At 44.2% G+C, this 15,849-nt stretch carries 16 protein-coding genes and 1 tRNA gene; 9 read left to right on the forward strand and 8 right to left on the reverse strand.

Annotated features, from left to right (window positions below; all coding sequences use genetic code 11):
- Window positions 1-247 precede the first annotated feature (247 nt).
- The 3 genes from MSG35_RS10910 to rluF all read left to right on the forward strand — a co-directional run bounded on the left by MSG35_RS10910 (window position 248) and on the right by rluF (window position 2,449).
- Window positions 248-388 (forward strand): DUF3149 domain-containing protein, encoded by a 141-nt coding sequence (locus MSG35_RS10910; protein ID WP_017062321.1) that lies wholly within the window; start codon window positions 248-250, stop codon window positions 386-388.
- Window positions 389-557: 169 nt separating this feature from the next.
- Window positions 558-1,139: a DNA endonuclease SmrA gene (smrA, locus tag MSG35_RS10915; protein ID WP_017062320.1), complete on the forward strand. Its 582-nt coding sequence runs from the start codon at window positions 558-560 to the stop codon at window positions 1,137-1,139.
- 176 nt (window positions 1,140-1,315) lie between these two features.
- Window positions 1,316-2,449, forward strand: a complete 1,134-nt coding sequence (gene rluF, locus MSG35_RS10920; RefSeq protein WP_248383891.1) for a 23S rRNA pseudouridine(2604) synthase RluF — start codon at window positions 1,316-1,318, stop codon at window positions 2,447-2,449.
- A 101-nt stretch (window positions 2,450-2,550) separates the two neighbouring features.
- Here rluF and ybaK read toward each other — a convergent pair whose 3' ends face one another.
- The 8 genes from ybaK to hemA all read right to left on the reverse strand — a co-directional run bounded on the left by ybaK (window position 2,551) and on the right by hemA (window position 10,798).
- Window positions 2,551-3,024 (reverse strand): Cys-tRNA(Pro) deacylase, encoded by a 474-nt coding sequence (gene ybaK, locus MSG35_RS10925; protein WP_050643097.1) that lies wholly within the window; start codon window positions 3,022-3,024, stop codon window positions 2,551-2,553.
- Window positions 3,025-3,142: 118 nt separating this feature from the next.
- Window positions 3,143-4,804: a bifunctional UDP-sugar hydrolase/5'-nucleotidase UshA gene (ushA, locus tag MSG35_RS10930; protein WP_248383892.1), complete on the reverse strand. Its 1,662-nt coding sequence runs from the start codon at window positions 4,802-4,804 to the stop codon at window positions 3,143-3,145.
- Window positions 4,805-5,262: 458 nt separating this feature from the next.
- Window positions 5,263-6,117: a 3-deoxy-8-phosphooctulonate synthase gene (gene kdsA / locus MSG35_RS10935; RefSeq protein ID WP_017069619.1), complete on the reverse strand. Its 855-nt coding sequence runs from the start codon at window positions 6,115-6,117 to the stop codon at window positions 5,263-5,265.
- Window positions 6,118-6,139: 22 nt separating this feature from the next.
- Complete coding sequence (locus MSG35_RS10940) at window positions 6,140-6,949, reverse strand: SirB1 family protein (RefSeq protein WP_050648081.1); 810 nt, start codon at window positions 6,947-6,949, stop codon at window positions 6,140-6,142.
- Window positions 6,950-6,977: 28 nt separating this feature from the next.
- Window positions 6,978-7,361 carry a SirB2 family protein gene (locus tag MSG35_RS10945; protein WP_009848726.1) on the reverse strand — a complete coding sequence of 128 codons (384 nt, stop codon included), beginning with the start codon at window positions 7,359-7,361 and terminating at the stop codon, window positions 6,978-6,980.
- A gap of 194 nt (window positions 7,362-7,555) precedes the next feature.
- The gene (gene prmC, locus MSG35_RS10950; protein ID WP_248383893.1) at window positions 7,556-8,416 is read right to left on the reverse strand and encodes a peptide chain release factor N(5)-glutamine methyltransferase; all 861 of its coding nucleotides are present in this window, start codon (window positions 8,414-8,416) and stop codon (window positions 7,556-7,558) included.
- A gap of 5 nt (window positions 8,417-8,421) precedes the next feature.
- Entirely contained in the window at window positions 8,422-9,510 is a 1,089-nt protein-coding gene (prfA, locus tag MSG35_RS10955; protein ID WP_019821589.1) for a peptide chain release factor 1, read from the reverse strand.
- A gap of 28 nt (window positions 9,511-9,538) precedes the next feature.
- Window positions 9,539-10,798, reverse strand: coding sequence for a glutamyl-tRNA reductase (gene hemA / locus MSG35_RS10960; protein ID WP_048609602.1), 1,260 nt, complete (start codon window positions 10,796-10,798; stop codon window positions 9,539-9,541).
- Window positions 10,799-10,958: 160 nt separating this feature from the next.
- Between hemA and lolB the strand changes: the two genes are divergently transcribed.
- The 6 genes from lolB (at window position 10,959) to MSG35_RS10990 (ending at window position 15,729) form a co-directional block, all read left to right on the forward strand.
- The gene (lolB, locus tag MSG35_RS10965) at window positions 10,959-11,627 is read left to right on the forward strand and encodes a lipoprotein insertase outer membrane protein LolB (RefSeq protein ID WP_248383894.1); all 669 of its coding nucleotides are present in this window, start codon (window positions 10,959-10,961) and stop codon (window positions 11,625-11,627) included.
- Window positions 11,624-12,499 carry a 4-(cytidine 5'-diphospho)-2-C-methyl-D-erythritol kinase gene (ispE, locus tag MSG35_RS10970; protein ID WP_248383895.1) on the forward strand — a complete coding sequence of 292 codons (876 nt, stop codon included), beginning with the start codon at window positions 11,624-11,626 and terminating at the stop codon, window positions 12,497-12,499. The genes lolB and ispE overlap by 4 nt, the downstream gene beginning before the upstream one ends.
- Before the next feature lie 27 nt (window positions 12,500-12,526).
- Window positions 12,527-13,471 (forward strand): ribose-phosphate pyrophosphokinase, encoded by a 945-nt coding sequence (locus tag MSG35_RS10975; RefSeq protein WP_004739814.1) that lies wholly within the window; start codon window positions 12,527-12,529, stop codon window positions 13,469-13,471.
- Window positions 13,472-13,679: 208 nt separating this feature from the next.
- Window positions 13,680-14,270 (forward strand): aminoacyl-tRNA hydrolase, encoded by a 591-nt coding sequence (gene pth, locus MSG35_RS10980; RefSeq protein ID WP_004739815.1) that lies wholly within the window; start codon window positions 13,680-13,682, stop codon window positions 14,268-14,270.
- 10 nt (window positions 14,271-14,280) lie between these two features.
- Complete coding sequence (gene ychF / locus MSG35_RS10985; RefSeq protein ID WP_010439159.1) at window positions 14,281-15,372, forward strand: redox-regulated ATPase YchF; 1,092 nt, start codon at window positions 14,281-14,283, stop codon at window positions 15,370-15,372.
- Between the two features lie 280 nt (window positions 15,373-15,652).
- A tRNA-Met gene (locus MSG35_RS10990) sits at window positions 15,653-15,729 on the forward strand.
- The last annotated feature ends 120 nt before the right edge of the window (window positions 15,730-15,849 follow it).

Raw genomic sequence — 15,849 nt, forward strand, 5'->3', positions numbered from 1 at the left:
AACTGGCTGATTGCCTGTCGATGGAGCGTATAATACGGATTCTAAATTTATCCGCAAGCGCTTTTTCTCATATTTATTGTGAATTCGAATCGTTCGAACAAAAGACATACAACAACACGCTTGATGTGACGAAAAACACACAGTTACCAACAAGTATTTAACTTATGAAACAGGATTGATCCAGATCAGTGAATTGATAACACCAGTTAATACACTAACCCGTGTCATATAACTTTGAGGTATACACATGGACTTTTGGCTAGATCTCCTATTTGGTAATGCGGTGGGACTATCTTCAATGATAGTAATCTTCGGGGCTCTGGGTCTCATGATGTTTTATGGAGGTTTCTTCATCTACAAAGTTATGACTGAAAAATCTCCTCACTAGAATCGCTCAGCCTAAATCATTTACTTTTAAGTATTCTTTTACTTTATAAGTAAATGTCAAAATGCTTTGCACCGGAGCAGACTTATTGTCTTCTCCGGTTTTTCATTTTTAAACCCAGCCTCAACTTAGGTATACTTACCCTATCCTTCTCCAACTTGAGATACACACTATGTCTCATGATGACGACTTAGATCTATTCCAAGAAATGATGGGCGATGTTAAACGTATCGACCATGACACCGCTGAACACCAGAAAGTACATCGAGTCACCGAATCTCACCTTGCTAAGCGTGAAGCCGCTATGTGGCTGTCTGACGACGAGAAAGACTACTTATCATTAGATTACTCACCAATGATCAAGCCAGACGATGTCGTTGCTTATAAAAAAGACGGTGTACAAGAAGGCGTATACAAAAAGCTGCGCCTAGGCAAATACCCTATTCAAGCCAAACTCGACCTTCATAGAAAAACACTGAAAGACGCACGTAACGAAGTGCTTTCATTTTTGCGTCAATGTTTAAGAATGGATGTTCGTACCGTCATCATTGTTCACGGTAAGGGTGAGCGTTCGAATCCACCAGCAATGATGAAAAGTTACGTGGCAAATTGGCTCACGCAAATCAACGACGTTCAATGTGTTCACTCTGCTCAGCAATTTCATGGTGGTACGGGCGCAGTCTATGTCATGCTCAGAAAGAGTAATGAGAAAAAGCTAGAGAACAGAGAGCGCCATCAAAAGCGCACCAGTTAATAGGTTGAGATAGATAAATGGGCTAGTAACGATTTAGCATCAAGATCGATATTTCGTGCCTAGACTCACACCAAGTGCTAAAATTGCCTCAGTTAACGAATTTCAACTCAAAGCAACTATCCAAAGGTTGCTTTTTGTTTATCTATATTTCCGTTGTGAAACGCTAAGAGAATATCATGTCACAAGAATCCCAAGCTAAACGCCTTAATAAATACATCAGTGAAACTGGTTTTTGCTCACGCCGCGAAGCCGATAAGCTCATTGATGCAGGCCGAGTTACTATTAACGGTAAGATCCCTGAAATGGGTACTAAAGTCTTACCAGGTGATGATGTTGAGATCGACAATAAGCCTGTTCGCTCAAAAGAGAAGCCGATTTATATTGCTCTTAATAAACCAACAGGTATCACCTGTACGACTGAGCGTGATATTCCTGGCAACATCGTCGACTTTATCGGCCACCACAAACGTATTTTCCCGATTGGTCGTCTAGATAAGCCTTCTGATGGCCTTATCTTCCTAACCAATGACGGCGACATCGTAAACAAAATCCTACGTGCAGGTAACAACCACGAGAAAGAATACGTGGTGCGTGTAGATAAGCCGATTACGACGGAATTCTTGAAGCAAATGGGCGCTGGCGTTCATATTCTCGATACTGTTACCTTGCCATGTAAAGTAGAGAAAGAGACTAAGTTCTCATTCCGAATCACATTAACGCAAGGCCTTAACCGCCAAATTCGCCGCATGTGTGAAGCGCTCGGTTATGAAGTATTTAAACTACGTCGTGTTCGTATTATGAATATCTCACTAGACGGTATTCCTAACGGCAAATGGCGCTACCTGAGCGACGAAGAGATCACTGAAATTTTAGCGATGTGTGAAAGCTCAGTAAGTACGGAAGATGCGTCAAAAATGAACGCGAAAGGTCAACGCATTCGTAAAGCGACTGACGCGAAACTTTTTGATAGCCGTGAAGAGAACCAAGCTTCAACAGCGCGCCGTAATCAAAACGAGAACCGTACTCGCACTTACCGCGGTAACAATGCGGATGAATTCCGTCATGCGCCTAACTCAAAGCGTGGCCGCAATTCATCGAACGGTGAAAGCGGTGGTAATACCGAAAACTGGAAGTCGAACTCTCGTTCAGAGCGTTCAAATTCAGATAGAAACCGTTCGGATCGCAATCGCACTGATCGCGACAATAATGATCGTAGAAGCGGTAAACCGGCAAATCGCAGCCAAGATTCAAACAGACCGAACAAACCTGCACCAAAGCGTGTTGGTGGTACTTTAGGTCTGAAGAAGTAGTCAGTAAGACGAGACACTCGATATAAAAACGCCCGCTAGATTAGTCTAGCGGGCGTTTTTGTTTGTCATTCGATAGTTTTATCATTCATGACGACGACAATCTATAAACATAGATCAGCAAACTGGCCGCGAGTGAGCAGTGTTAAGTCTTTTGGGGCTAATTCAATTTCTAGCCCGCGCTTTCCTGCACTCACACATATCGTTTCAAAATCGGTAGCGCTCGAATGAACAAAAGTAGGCAGTGCTTTCTTCTGACCAAGCGGACTAATTCCACCAACAACATAACCCGTGGTTTTCTGAGCAATCTCAGGATCAGCCATCTCTGCTTTTTTGCCTTTCGCCGCTTTTGCTGCCAGCTTTAGATTTAGCTTCTGGTCGACAGGAATAACGGCAACCGCCAAATCTTTCGCCACACCATTCAAGCAGAACAACAGCGTTTTGAATACACGTTTGGGATCTTGACCAAGCGCTTCAACGGCTTCTAAACCATAGTTCGTATTATTGGCATCATGATGGTACTGATGCACGCTATGAGCGATTTTCTTTTTCTTGGCAAGATTGATTGCAGGGGTCATAACAAATCCAAACGATAGATAAACAAAAAGCGACGCCGAGGCGTCGCTTTAGTTAAATTTATCATGGTCCTAGAGTCAATCTAATTTAGCACCTATTGATACAATTGCTTGGATTCAATTACTTGTATACCATTTGGCCTGAAGGCGCGTACTTGTTCACGTCAACCGGGCTGTTTGCTTCTAGGTACTCTTTCAGTACTTCAGCATCAACAAAACCAGTATTTACGTAACCTGGGTGGTCAGACAGTTTAGGGTAACCGTCACCACCCGCAGCGTTAAAGCTTGGTACTGTGAAACGGTATGTTTCGTCTAGACGAAGCTGTTTGCCACCGATGAAGACATTCGATACTTCACCGTTCGCTACTGTCATAGAGATACCTGCAAATTGAGCGTAAGCACCAGAGTCGATTGGTTTAGTCGCCACTACATTTAGGTAATCTAGAACTTCTTTACCCGTCATGTCTGTGTAAGTCAGGATGTTCGCAAAAGGTTGTACCGTTAGCACGTCTTTGTAAGTAACATTACCGGCTTCAATTGAGTCACGAACGCCACCAGAGTTCATCACAGCGAAGTCTGCTTTTGCACGCTCCATGTGAGAAGTCGCAATCAAACGACCTAGGTTGGTTTGTTGGAAGCGAACGACGTTACGATCGCCTTCAAGCTTGCCATTTGTCTCTGCGATTTGAACTTCTAGCTGTGCCTGGCCTTGCTCTTGGAAAGGACGTAGGAATTCAAGTAGCTCTGGGTCTTGTGCGATTTCATCTTGAATAAGAACACGTTGCTTCTTACCGTCAATCTTAACTTTCTTCTTAAGGTTAACTGGAATCAGATCGTAGCTCACCATCTCTAGCTCGCCATTACGGAATTCGTAATCAGCACGACCTACGTACTTGCCCCACTCGTGAGCTTGAACGATGTAGGTACCGTTCTGTACGTCAGGCTTACACTCATCACCCGGCTTGAAGTTTTTCTTCGCAACGTTAGGACCTTCCATACATACAGGCTCTTGAGAGTGACCACCAACGATCATGTCTAGATCGCCTTCATTTAGGTAACGAGCAAGTGCGACATCACCCGGTGCGTTAACACCACGTTGGCCATTTTCGTAGTGACCCATATGAGTCACAGCAAAGATTAGATCTGGTTTTTCTGTTTCTTTAAGTTCAGCGATTAGCTTCTTCGCTTCTTCTTTTGGATCACGGAAGTCGATGCCTGCGATAAATTCAGGGTTACCAATCTTTTGAGTATCTTCCGTTGTTAAACCAATAACCGCAATCTTGATGCCTTGCTTTTCGAACATCTCGTAAGCTTGGAACTTACGTTCGCCTGTCGCTTTATCGTAGATGTTCGCAGATAGCATCGGGAAATTAGCCCAATCGATCTGCTTATCTAGTACATCTAAAGAGTTATCAAACTCGTGGTTACCCAATGCCATTGCATCGTAACCAATTTTGTTCATACCTTTAAAATCAGGTTCTGCGTCCTGAAGGTCTGACTCTGGAACACCCGTGTTGATGTCACCGCCAGATAGAAGCAACACGCTACCGCCTTCTGCTTCAACTTCTGAACGAAGTTGGTCAACTAGCGTTTTACGCGCAGACATGCCGTATTCGCCGTATTTATTCTGCCAGAAACGACCATGGTTATCGTTTGTGTGAAGAATCGTTAGCTTGTAAGTTTCGTCTTGGTTCCAATCATGAGCTGATTGAGACGCACACCCAGCTAGAGTAGCTAGAATTGCAGCACTTAGTGCTGTCTTTAGAATAAGGCGTTGCTTCATTGTCATACCTTTGAACTTTTTAGGGGAATCCACTGCTTTTTTATCACTCAAACTCAACAAATGTCCGCTAAGGAAACATCGTTAGAATTTAGTAAAACATGAAGTAGTTTAAATTAAGACGGTAAACCTAACAGAGTGATTTCATATTTATGTAGGATAGATCACCTTAATCTCCTATCGAGTGTGTAACAAAGCGGCAAAGTTGCATTTGAGCAAATAAGTGATCACAGGCAAACGTTTTCATAATTTTTTAGATTATTTGTGATTGGCTCAATTCAACATCCCCGAAAAGTGACCTTCGTTAAATTTATTCTATTTATCAAAGTCTTAATTGATACGTTATAACATAGCAATCGATGGACTGGCTGGTTTGAAAGTATCAACTTAACCGCAACTCGCTGACCGATAGGTACAAAAAAGCCGGCGTTTGCGCCGGCTGTTAATTATATGCAGTTCGATTATTTAATATCGATGTGCTCAAAGCCTTTGATAAGGTCATCAAGTGCTTTCATCTGCTTCAAGAACGGCTCTAGTTTGTCTAGAGGTAGCGCAGATGGGCCATCACAACGAGCTTGGTCTGGATTCGGGTGGGCTTCAATGAACAGACCCGCAATACCTGTCGCCAGGCCAGCTTTAGCAAGTTCAACCGTTTGCTCACGGCGACCGCCAGATGCAGCACCTGATGGGTCACGCATTTGTAGAGAGTGCGTCACGTCGAAGATGATTGGGCTACCGTTTGAAGACTTCTTCATTACGCCAAAGCCAAGCATATCCACAACAAGGTTATCGTAACCCATGCAAGCGCCACGCTCACAAAGGATGATGTTGTCGTTACCGCACTCAGCGAACTTATCAACGATGTTGCCAACTTGGTTCGGGCTCATGAACTGAGGCTTTTTCACGTTGATTACTGCGCCAGTCTTAGCCATTGCTTCAACAAGGTCAGTTTGACGAGCTAGGAATGCAGGTAGTTGGATTACATCAACCACATCCGCAACAGGCTGAGCTTGAGCTTCTGTGTGGATATCAGTAATGATCTTCACGCCGAAAGTATCTTTCAGCTCTTGGAAGATTTTAAGACCTTCTTCCATTCCTGGACCACGGTACGAATGAACAGAGCTGCGGTTCGCTTTATCGAAAGACGCCTTAAATACATAAGGGATACCCAGCTTCTCTGTTACTTTCACATAGTGCTCACAGATCTGCATTGCTAAATCGCGAGATTCAAGAACGTTCATGCCTGCAAATAGCGTAAATGGCTTGTCGTTAGCAATTGGCATGTCGCCAATGTGAACTGTTTTCTGTTCCATCATATTCTCTCTAAATAATTATTAATTAGTGAACGACCACTGTCTTTTCGTTCATGACGTTCACTTGAGATTTCAGTAACTCAGATGCAGGGTCATCTGGGCATTGGTCGATAAAATATTGGTAATCCGTCGCTGCTACTTGGTGGCAATCCAGTTGTTGATAGATAAAGCCACGGTCGCGGATTTCATACGGGTCATCAGGTACAAACGTCAAAGCAAGGTCAGTACACTTCAATGCAAGCGTATAACGCTCTTCTCGCAGCAGTGCACTCTTGAGCAGGGCTAACCACTTACCAATAATTGTTGGGTGGTCGGCAACTTCCAAGTGCTCAGGTTTCACCTTAGCTAATGGGCCGTCATGTCCAATTAACCATGCTCGCAGCGTTTGTTCGCCAACATACTCACCGTTATAAGGGTTAATGTAGACCGCAGCTTGCCCGTACCAACTTACTTTAAGTAAGAATTGAGTAGGGAAAGAGACGCCCTCTACAGGAAAGCCTAGCTTGCGACCTAGAAAAAGAAAGATCGCCCCCAGACTCACTGGAATGCCTTTCTTTCTCTCAAGCACTTTATCGATGAACGCGTTTTCCGAAGAGAAATACGCGTCTTTATCGCCAGCAAAGCCCCATTCATAAAAGAATAGTCGAATAAAAGATTCAAACTTCTGCTGTTCATCGGTTTCATTAACCAAAGCAAACTCGGCGTCTTTTAACAATCTCGCCAGCTCTTGCTCTGCCCAACTGTCTTGAGTTTCTGGGTTAATCGCTTTATTTAAGATCAATGCACCTTCAGCTAACTCTAGCTGGTCAAAGTCTTCATCAAAAAATTCGTACATAGAGTAGTTAACCGAAATAAGGAGATAATTAACCGAAAAATGTTGGTGTCTTGGTCATTGCGATTTTGCCTGCCATCGCTAACCAGCCAAGCGCACCAAAGAAAGAGAATACTCTCAGTAGCTTGTTTTTACCTAGCTTAAGCGCAAAGAAACCTAATGCGATGTAAGCCATAACACAAGTTAGTTTTTCGGTTAACCATGGTGCTGCTGGTGTAAATGGAATAAAGCCAGTGATGAAAATCAATCCAATACCCGATAGCAATAGCAACGAGTCATTGATATGAGGGAAACGCTGCAAGAAAGGATGCTTAAGCTTAGGTGAGTTAGCCATCATAAGAGCGAAACGAATCGAGAGAAGTAGCGCACTTATAGCAATCGTTAATAGGTGAAAATGTTTTAGACCTTCGTACATGGTATTCCTTTATATTTTTATATGTGCTTTCGTTAACACGAGCCTCACAATACCCGTTAATGCTCTGTAGTTCTGCATGAAATCTCTGTATTTCTGCGTTAAATGCATTACCGAGTTAAATGTATTGTCGAGTTAAAGGTATTAATTTAGCAAGTTCATCAGCCATTGCTCACAAGACGATTAACAATCACTAACTATGGACAGTAACGACCCAATGTCACTCGGTCATTGCCACCGTAATCTTTCTCTGTCACAACATCGAGATAACCGAGCGCCTGCATAATCTCACGAACTGCCAAACCTTGGTCATAGCCGTGTTCAAATGCTAACCAACCTTCATTTTCCAAAAAGCCACGTGCGTTTTCAGAGATGTATCGAATATCCGCGAGCCCTTTCTCTTCAGCAACCAGTGCTGTGATCGGCTCAAAACGCACATCGCCTTGAGATAAATGAGGATCATTCTTCTCAATGTATGGCGGGTTAGAAACAATCAGAGAGAATTTCACAACGTCTTCAGAGCTCAAAGGCTCAAACCAACTGCCGTGCAAAAAGGTAGCGTTGGTGATGTTGAGACGTTGTGCATTCTCTGTAGCAAGCTGCTGTGCTTCAGGGCGAAGATCGATACCCGTTACCTGTCGATTCGGCATCTCTGATGCCAATGCTAACGCGATAGCACCGGTACCTGTCCCTAAGTCTAGAATCGCACCTTGCTTGCCGTACGTTTTATCCAAAGCTACCTCAACCAAACGCTCGGTATCTGGGCGTGGGATTAATGTAGAAGGGGAAACTTTTAACGACAGTGACCAAAACTCACGCTCACCAATTATGTAAGCCACAGGCTCACCGGTTAAGCGACGTTTTAAAAGGGCATTGAATTCAGACTCTTGCTCTGAGGTGAGATGCTTCTCAGGCCAAGTCAGTAGGTAAGATCTTGGTTTATCTAAGGCGTGACAAAGCAGTACCGCGGCATCAATAGAGGGTGATGTGTTATCACCCTCTTGAAGCTTTACGATTGCTGCTTTTAAAGCACTTTCAACCGTATATGCTGACTGCATACTGGTTAGTTGTTCTCTGCAAGTGCAGCAAGCTGATCGGCTTGGTGCTCTTGAAGTACAGGATCAAGCAAGCTTTGCATGTCACCTTCAAGTACTTCGTTAAGACGGTAGATAGTAAGGTTGATACGGTGATCCGAAACACGACCTTGTGGGTAGTTATACGTACGAATACGGTCACTACGGTCACCCGAACCTAGTAGGTTACGACGTGTATCAGAAACCGCTGCCGCGCGGCGCTCTTCTTCTGCTTGAACAATACGAGCAGCAAGAACAGCCATCGCTTTCGCTTTGTTTTTATGCTGAGAACGCTCGTCCTGACACTCTACTACTGTACCCGTTGGTAAGTGAGTAATACGGATTGCTGAATCCGTGGTGTTAACGTGCTGACCACCCGCGCCTGATGCACGGAAAGTATCAATTTTAAGGTCGCCTGCTTTGATTTCTGGAAGATCTGCTTCTGGGATTTCCGGCATAACCGCAACCGTACATGCTGACGTGTGAACTCGGCCTTGAGATTCGGTTTCAGGTACACGTTGTACACGGTGACCGCCTGACTCAAACTTCATGGTGCCGTAAACAGCGTCGCCACTAACCTTAGCGATCATCTCTTTGTAGCCGCCTTGTTCAGAAGCATTGCTGCTCATGATTTCAACGCGCCAACCTTTCTTCTCAGCAAACTTAGAGTACATACGGAACAGGTTGCCCGCGAAGATACCCGCTTCATCACCACCCGCACCTGCACGGATTTCAAGGAAACAGTTACGCTCATCGTTTGGATCTTTTGGAATCAGAAGAATCTGCAGCTCATCAGTCAAACGTTCAATCGCCGCTTTTGCGTCTTTGATTTCGTCTTGAGCCATTTCACGCATTTCAGCGTCATCTTCGTTTGCCATCTCTTCAGCAGCTTCTAAATCTTCTTGAGCTTGCTGGTATGACTGGAAGCAAGCCGTCACTTCTTCTAGTTGAGAGTACTCTTTAGAAAGTGCACGGAATTTGTCTTGATTCCCGATTACATCTGGATCACCAAGTAGATGTTGAACTTCTTCATAGCGTTCAACAAGTGTTTCAAGCTTTACTAGAATCGAGGCTTTCATAATGTCTTATTCTGTTGGAGGTCTAATATTATTGAGGGTTTTCTAAGCCCAAACTCTGTCTAATGACCATTAATTTTGCAGGTTCTCCTTGCTCAGCTGCACTTTGAAGTGCGCGCGTTGGAGCATGGATCAATTTGTTTGTGAGCTTGTTACTTAGCTCAAGTAAGACTTTCTCAGGGTCACCGCCAGCGGCAAGTGATTGTAAACTCTTACTTAATAATTCTTCTCGGATTTCGTTGGCCGATTTACGGTAGTCACGAATACTGTCTACAGCTTGCAGTGAACGCATCCAACTCATGAATGCTGCACTTTCTTCGCTAACGATTGCTTCCGCTTGAATCGCTTCTACTTTGCGTTGTTCAATGTTGCCATCAACAATCGACTGCAGATCATCCACTGAATAAAGGTAGGCGTCATTCAATTCACCAACCTGAGATTCCACATCACGCGGAACCGCAATATCAACCAGCAACATAGGTTGATGTTTTCTTGTTTTCAGTGCGGTTTCAACCATGCCTTTACCAATGATAGGTAACGGACTTGCGGTTGAGCTGATCACGATATCCGCTCGATGCAGATGATCAGGGATCTCATTGAGGCTGATCACTTCAGCACCAAACTCTTCAGCCAGCCCTAAAGCACGCTCACGAGTTCGGTTAGCCACAATCATCTTGGTGCAGCCATTCGCTGAAAGATGCTTAGCCACCAACTCAATGGTTTCACCCGCACCCACCAATAACACGGTTGAATCGGCAATCGACTCAAAGATGTGTTTGGCTAACGTACAAGCTGCGTAAGCAACCGAAACCGCGCTTCCGCCGATCTCCGTTTCAGTTCGAACACGCTTCGCGACAGAGAATGATTTCTGGAACAGCTTTTCCATTGAAGCATCAACAGATTTGTTCTCGCGCGAGTCTGTATAAGCTTGCTTCACCTGACCTAAGATCTGTGGTTCACCCAATACCAAAGAGTCCAAGCCACAAGCTACGCGCATTAAATGTTTAATCGCCGCCTGCTCTTCATGGACATAAATGCTCGGTTTTAGCTCTTCAGGGCTCACTTGATGGAAAACGGACAACCAATCGATGAGCTTGTTTTTTGCCACGCCTTTGACGTCACAATACACTTCAGTTCGATTACAGGTAGAAAGTATGACACTTCCATTTACGTGTGCATTTGCGTTAAGTTGCTTGAGTGCCTCAGATAATTTATCTGGACCAAAAGCGACTTTTTCTCGCAATTCAACCGACGCTGTATTGTGATTGATACCTACGGCAAGCAAAGACATGTATCAGAAGTTCTCGATCAGGGAATGGAAACAAGGGGCGAATTTTACTTGATGCATGGCTCTATTTAAAGAGCAAGCGGGATTTGTTTTCCTGACTTCGTGAATTCAATGCTATAGTTGAAGCGTTTTTTAGATAAATTTGAACAAGTTGTGAGCAAATATGAGCAAACTTCTCAAAATCACGTCTCTTATTTTTATGGCCATAATTATGGTGGGTTGCTCGTCTATCCCAGAACAACCAACCAGCGTTGAATGGCAAAGTCATCAAGATCGGCTTTTACAGATAGAAAACTATCAAGCCTCAGGCAAGCTCGCTTACATTTCCCTAGAGCAACGCCAAAGCCTAAATTTCATTTGGAAGCATTCACCAAATCAAAGTCAATTAAGGCTTACGACTTTTCTCGGTCAAACTGCATTGAACCTAACCATTGATCCATCAGGTGCAAAAGTCGTGACCTATGATGATCAAGTATTTACTCATGCGAGCGCTTCAGTCTTGGTTGAGCAGCTGACAGGCTTACAGATCCCTATTGATCATCTACCACAATGGTTCCTTGGCATTCCAGATCAAGCCGATAGCTACCAATTGAACACCACCAACACGCTTGAATCTCTCACCAAACAAGTCAGCAACCAACTATGGACACTGAGTTTTGCTAACTATCGCAATACAGAGATGCCGAATAAGCTATTATCTGGTGAAGACAACAAGAACTCTAATGAAGACAACACTAAGGTAGAGACAATCCCACTCCCTACTCGATTGTCATTCAAGCAAGACAATAACAAAATCAACATTGTAGTTTCGAAGTGGACACTGAAAAAATGATAACAACGCCAACCCATTGGCCTTCTCCGGCTAAACTGAATTTGTTTCTCTACATCACAGGTCGACGTGACAATGGCTATCACGAACTTCAAACCTTATTTCAGTTTGTTGATTTTGGTGATGAACTGACGGTTACCGCAAACTCAGAAACTAGCTCGATAACAATCACACCAGAAATTCCTGGGGTCGCACTTGAAGACAACCTGATCTGGAAAGCCGCTACTGCGCTACAGCAATATACCTCAACCTCTTTCGGTGCCGATATTGAACTCAAGAAAGTACTGCCTATGGGTGGCGGTATTGGCGGAGGCTCTTCAAATGCAGCAACCGTGTTGGTCGCTCTGAATTATTTGTGGCAACTCAACCTGTCGGATGATCAGCTCGCCGAGATCGGTTTGAAGCTTGGTGCTGACGTTCCTGTCTTCGTTCGAGGCCACGCCGCCTTTGCTGAAGGGGTTGGAGAACAGCTACAGCCGGCTAATCCGGATGAAAAATGGTATCTTGTGGCCAAGCCTCAAGCGAGCATAGCAACTGTAGACATATTCACACATTCAGAATTAACTCGAAACACGCCAAAGCGAGCACTATCAACGCTTCTAGAGCAAGAATACGTAAACGATTGCGAAAAAATTGTGCGAATGCTGTACCCAGAGGTTGATAAGCAACTTTCATGGCTGCTACAATACGCGCCGTCGAGATTGACTGGCACAGGTTCGTGCGTTTTTGCTGAATTTAACAGCAAAAAAGAAGCCGAATTGGTGCGAGAACAACTGCCTGACACAGTTTCCGCTTTCGTAGCGAAAGGAAGAAACATTTCTCCTTTAAAAGAAACTCTGGCTGAATACCAATCAGCCCACCCACAATCTATTTAAAACTGGACGCAACCCGAGGTTTCCACCGTGCCTGATATGAAGCTATTTGCTGGTAACGCAACACCTGAACTAGCCCAACGTATTGCTGATCGTCTATACATCTCTCTTGGCGATGCTACTGTAGACCGTTTTTCTGATGGCGAAGTCGCTGTTCAAATCAATGAAAACGTTCGTGGTAGCGATGTATTCCTGATTCAATCAACTTGTGCACCAACCAATGACAACCTTATGGAATTGGTGGTAATGATTGACGCAATGCGCCGTGCTTCTGCTGGCCGTATTACTGCTGTAATCCCTTACTTCGGTTATGCCCGTCAAGATCGTCGTGTACGTTCTGCTCGTGTGCCAATTACTGCAAAAGTTGTTGCAGACTTCCTTTCTAACGTTGGCGTTGACCGCGTTCTTACTATCGACCTACACGCAGAGCAAATCCAAGGCTTCTTCGATGTACCTGTTGATAACATCTTCGGCACTCCAGTTCTTCTAGAAGACATGGCTAACCGTGGCCTAGAAAACCCAGTTGTGGTTTCTCCAGACCTTGGTGGTGTTGTACGTGCTCGTGCAACGGCTAAAGCGCTAGGTGATGTTGACATCGCTATCGTTGATAAGCGTCGTCCACGTGCTAACGTTTCTGAAGTAATGAACCTAATCGGTGATGTTGAAGGCCGTGACTGTGTTATCGTTGATGACATGATCGATACGGGTGGCACACTATGTAAAGCAGCTGAAGCGCTTAAAGAGCGCGGTGCTAAGCGTGTATTCGCTTACGCAACTCACGCTGTTTTCTCTGGTACTGCTGCGAACAACATCAAGAACTCTGTTCTAGACCAAGTTATCGTAACGGATTCTATCTCTCTATCTCCAGAGATGGCTGCGACTGGTAAAGTGACAACACTTAGCCTTTCTCGCATGCTTGCTGAAGCGATTCGTCGTATCAGCAACGAAGAATCAATCTCAGCGATGTTCAACTAATCAAAGCCCAATAGCTTTGCTTTAGGAACACACGAGAGAAAAACATTAAGCACTTCATTCAATGAAGTGCTTTTTTTATGTCTGAGTAATATTGCACTGTTAGTTATCACAAACAGGAATAATCGCGCAGCTATCAGCTAGCTCGCACCTTTTTCATAAACTGTGATATCATACGGCGCTTTTTGAAATCCCAAGAGAGATCCATACCTTGAGCCAACAAATAAAACTTCTCGTTGGACTGGCTAATCCAGGTCCAGAATACGCCAAAACTCGCCACAATGCGGGCGCTTGGGTAGTTGAAGAATTAGCGCGTGTACATAACGTGACACTAAAGAACGAACCAAAGTTCTTTGGCCTAACGGGTCGTATCATGGTTCACGGTGAAGATCTTCGTTTGCTGATCCCAACGACTTTTATGAACTTGTCAGGCAAAGCAGTTGCAGCCTTAGCAAAGTTCTACCAAATTAAACCAGAAGAGATCATGGTCGCTCACGATGAGTTAGATCTGCCTCCTGGTATTGGAAAGTTTAAAAAAGGTGGTGGTCATGGTGGACATAATGGTCTGAAAGACATCATCAGCAAGCAGGGTAACAATAAAGAATTCTATCGTCTTAGATTAGGCATTGGCCATCCAGGACACAAAGATAAAGTTGCAGGTTATGTATTAGGCAAAGCTCCTCAAAAAGAGCAAGAGTGTATCGAGGCCGTCGTTGACGAATCGGTTCGCAGCCTAGACATCTTATTAAAAGATGGCCTACCAAAAGCACAAAATCGCTTACATACGTTCAAAGCAGAATAAGGTTTATATCATGGGTTTTAAATGTGGCATCGTTGGTCTACCAAACGTTGGTAAGTCAACTCTGTTTAACGCACTGACTAAAGCAGGCATCGAAGCAGCAAACTTTCCATTTTGTACGATCGAACCAAACACAGGTATCGTTCCGGTTCCAGATCTACGCTTAGATGCATTAGCAAAAATTGTTAATCCACAGAAGATCCTTCCAACGACAATGGAATTCGTAGATATCGCGGGCCTAGTTGCTGGCGCATCTAAAGGTGAAGGTCTTGGTAACAAATTCCTAGCTAACATCCGTGAAACTGACGCTATCGGTCACGTTGTACGCTGCTTTGAAAATGAAAACATTGTTCACGTTGCTGGCAAAGTATCTCCAATCGAAGATATCGAAGTGATCAACCTTGAACTTGCACTGGCTGACTTAGACAGCTGTGAACGTGCAATTCAACGTAACGCGAAGAAAGCAAAAGGCGGCGACAAAGACGCTAAATTCGAAATCACTGTACTAGAAAAGCTACTTCCAGTTCTAACTGAAGGTGGTATGGCGCGTACTGTTGAACTTGGCAAAGAAGAAGCGGCAGCAATCGGCTACCTAAACTTCCTAACACTTAAGCCAACAATGTACATCGCAAACGTTGCAGAAGATGGTTTTGAAAATAACCCATACCTAGACGCTGTTCGCGAATACGCAGAAAACGAAAACAACGTTGTTGTTGCTGTTTGTGCAGCAATCGAATCTGAGCTTTCTGAGCTTGATGACGAAGATCGCGAAGAGTTCCTAGCGGATATGGGTATCGAAGAACCAGGTCTTAACCGAGTGATCCGCTCTGGTTACGAACTACTGACTCTTCAAACTTACTTCACAGCTGGCGTTAAAGAAGTTCGCGCTTGGACAATCCCTGTAGGTGCAACTGCGCCACAAGCAGCGGGTAAGATCCACACAGACTTCGAGAAAGGTTTCATCCGTGCTGAAGTTGTTGGATTCGATCACTTCATCGAATTTAACGGTGAGAGCGGTGCGAAAGATGCAGGTAAATGGCGCCTTGAAGGTAAAGAATACATCGTTAAAGATGGTGACGTTGTTCACTTCCGCTTCAACGTATAATTCTGATTAAACATCTAGAAAAAAGGCCAGTGAATTCACTGGCCTTTTTGTTTTTCTCGTTTCTAAATTGCCCCTCATCAGAAACTTAACTTCCTATATATATCGCCTTTTAGAGCTATTTTTTGTCGACAAATACGCCTCTTTGCCTAAAAAGAAACCGAACAGATGTTTATTCGCGATTTATTCAAAAAAAAAGTTGACGGGTTTCGCTCAACTACGCATAATGCGCCCCGTTCACAACGAAGCGGCAACGTCTCGAAATGAACGACAATTTGGAAATGGCTACTTAGCTCAGTTGGTTAGAGCACATCACTCATAATGATGGGGTCGCAGGTTCAAATCCCGCAGTAGCCACCATTCTTTCTTTATGAAAGAAGAACAAACAACGTTATATTGAATTACCAATGTCGATATAACTATAAAGATTTGCTGCGGTCGTGGCGGAATTGGTAGACGCACCAGATTTAGGTTCTGGCG

It is taken from the genome of Vibrio sp. 1CM23M (assembly GCF_023161755.1).
GTDB lineage: Bacteria > Pseudomonadota > Gammaproteobacteria > Enterobacterales > Vibrionaceae > Vibrio > Vibrio coralliirubri.

Coding starts and splice junctions, on each gene's coding strand:
- lolB (WP_248383894.1), top strand. CDS start 10,959: ATGAGCAAACTTCTCAAAATCACGTCTCTTATTTTTATGGCCATAATT.
- ychF (WP_010439159.1), top strand. CDS start 14,281: ATGGGTTTTAAATGTGGCATCGTTGGTCTACCAAACGTTGGTAAGTCA.
- hemA (WP_048609602.1), bottom strand. CDS start 10,798: ATGTCTTTGCTTGCCGTAGGTATCAATCACAATACAGCGTCGGTTGAA.
- ushA (WP_248383892.1), bottom strand. CDS start 4,804: ATGAAGCAACGCCTTATTCTAAAGACAGCACTAAGTGCTGCAATTCTA.
- ybaK (WP_050643097.1), bottom strand. CDS start 3,024: ATGACCCCTGCAATCAATCTTGCCAAGAAAAAGAAAATCGCTCATAGC.
- rluF (WP_248383891.1), top strand. CDS start 1,316: ATGTCACAAGAATCCCAAGCTAAACGCCTTAATAAATACATCAGTGAA.
- MSG35_RS10945 (WP_009848726.1), bottom strand. CDS start 7,361: ATGTACGAAGGTCTAAAACATTTTCACCTATTAACGATTGCTATAAGT.
- ispE (WP_248383895.1), top strand. CDS start 11,624: ATGATAACAACGCCAACCCATTGGCCTTCTCCGGCTAAACTGAATTTG.
- prmC (WP_248383893.1), bottom strand. CDS start 8,416: ATGCAGTCAGCATATACGGTTGAAAGTGCTTTAAAAGCAGCAATCGTA.
- MSG35_RS10910 (WP_017062321.1), top strand. CDS start 248: ATGGACTTTTGGCTAGATCTCCTATTTGGTAATGCGGTGGGACTATCT.
- smrA (WP_017062320.1), top strand. CDS start 558: ATGTCTCATGATGACGACTTAGATCTATTCCAAGAAATGATGGGCGAT.
- prfA (WP_019821589.1), bottom strand. CDS start 9,510: ATGAAAGCCTCGATTCTAGTAAAGCTTGAAACACTTGTTGAACGCTAT.
- kdsA (WP_017069619.1), bottom strand. CDS start 6,117: ATGATGGAACAGAAAACAGTTCACATTGGCGACATGCCAATTGCTAAC.
- MSG35_RS10940 (WP_050648081.1), bottom strand. CDS start 6,949: ATGTACGAATTTTTTGATGAAGACTTTGACCAGCTAGAGTTAGCTGAA.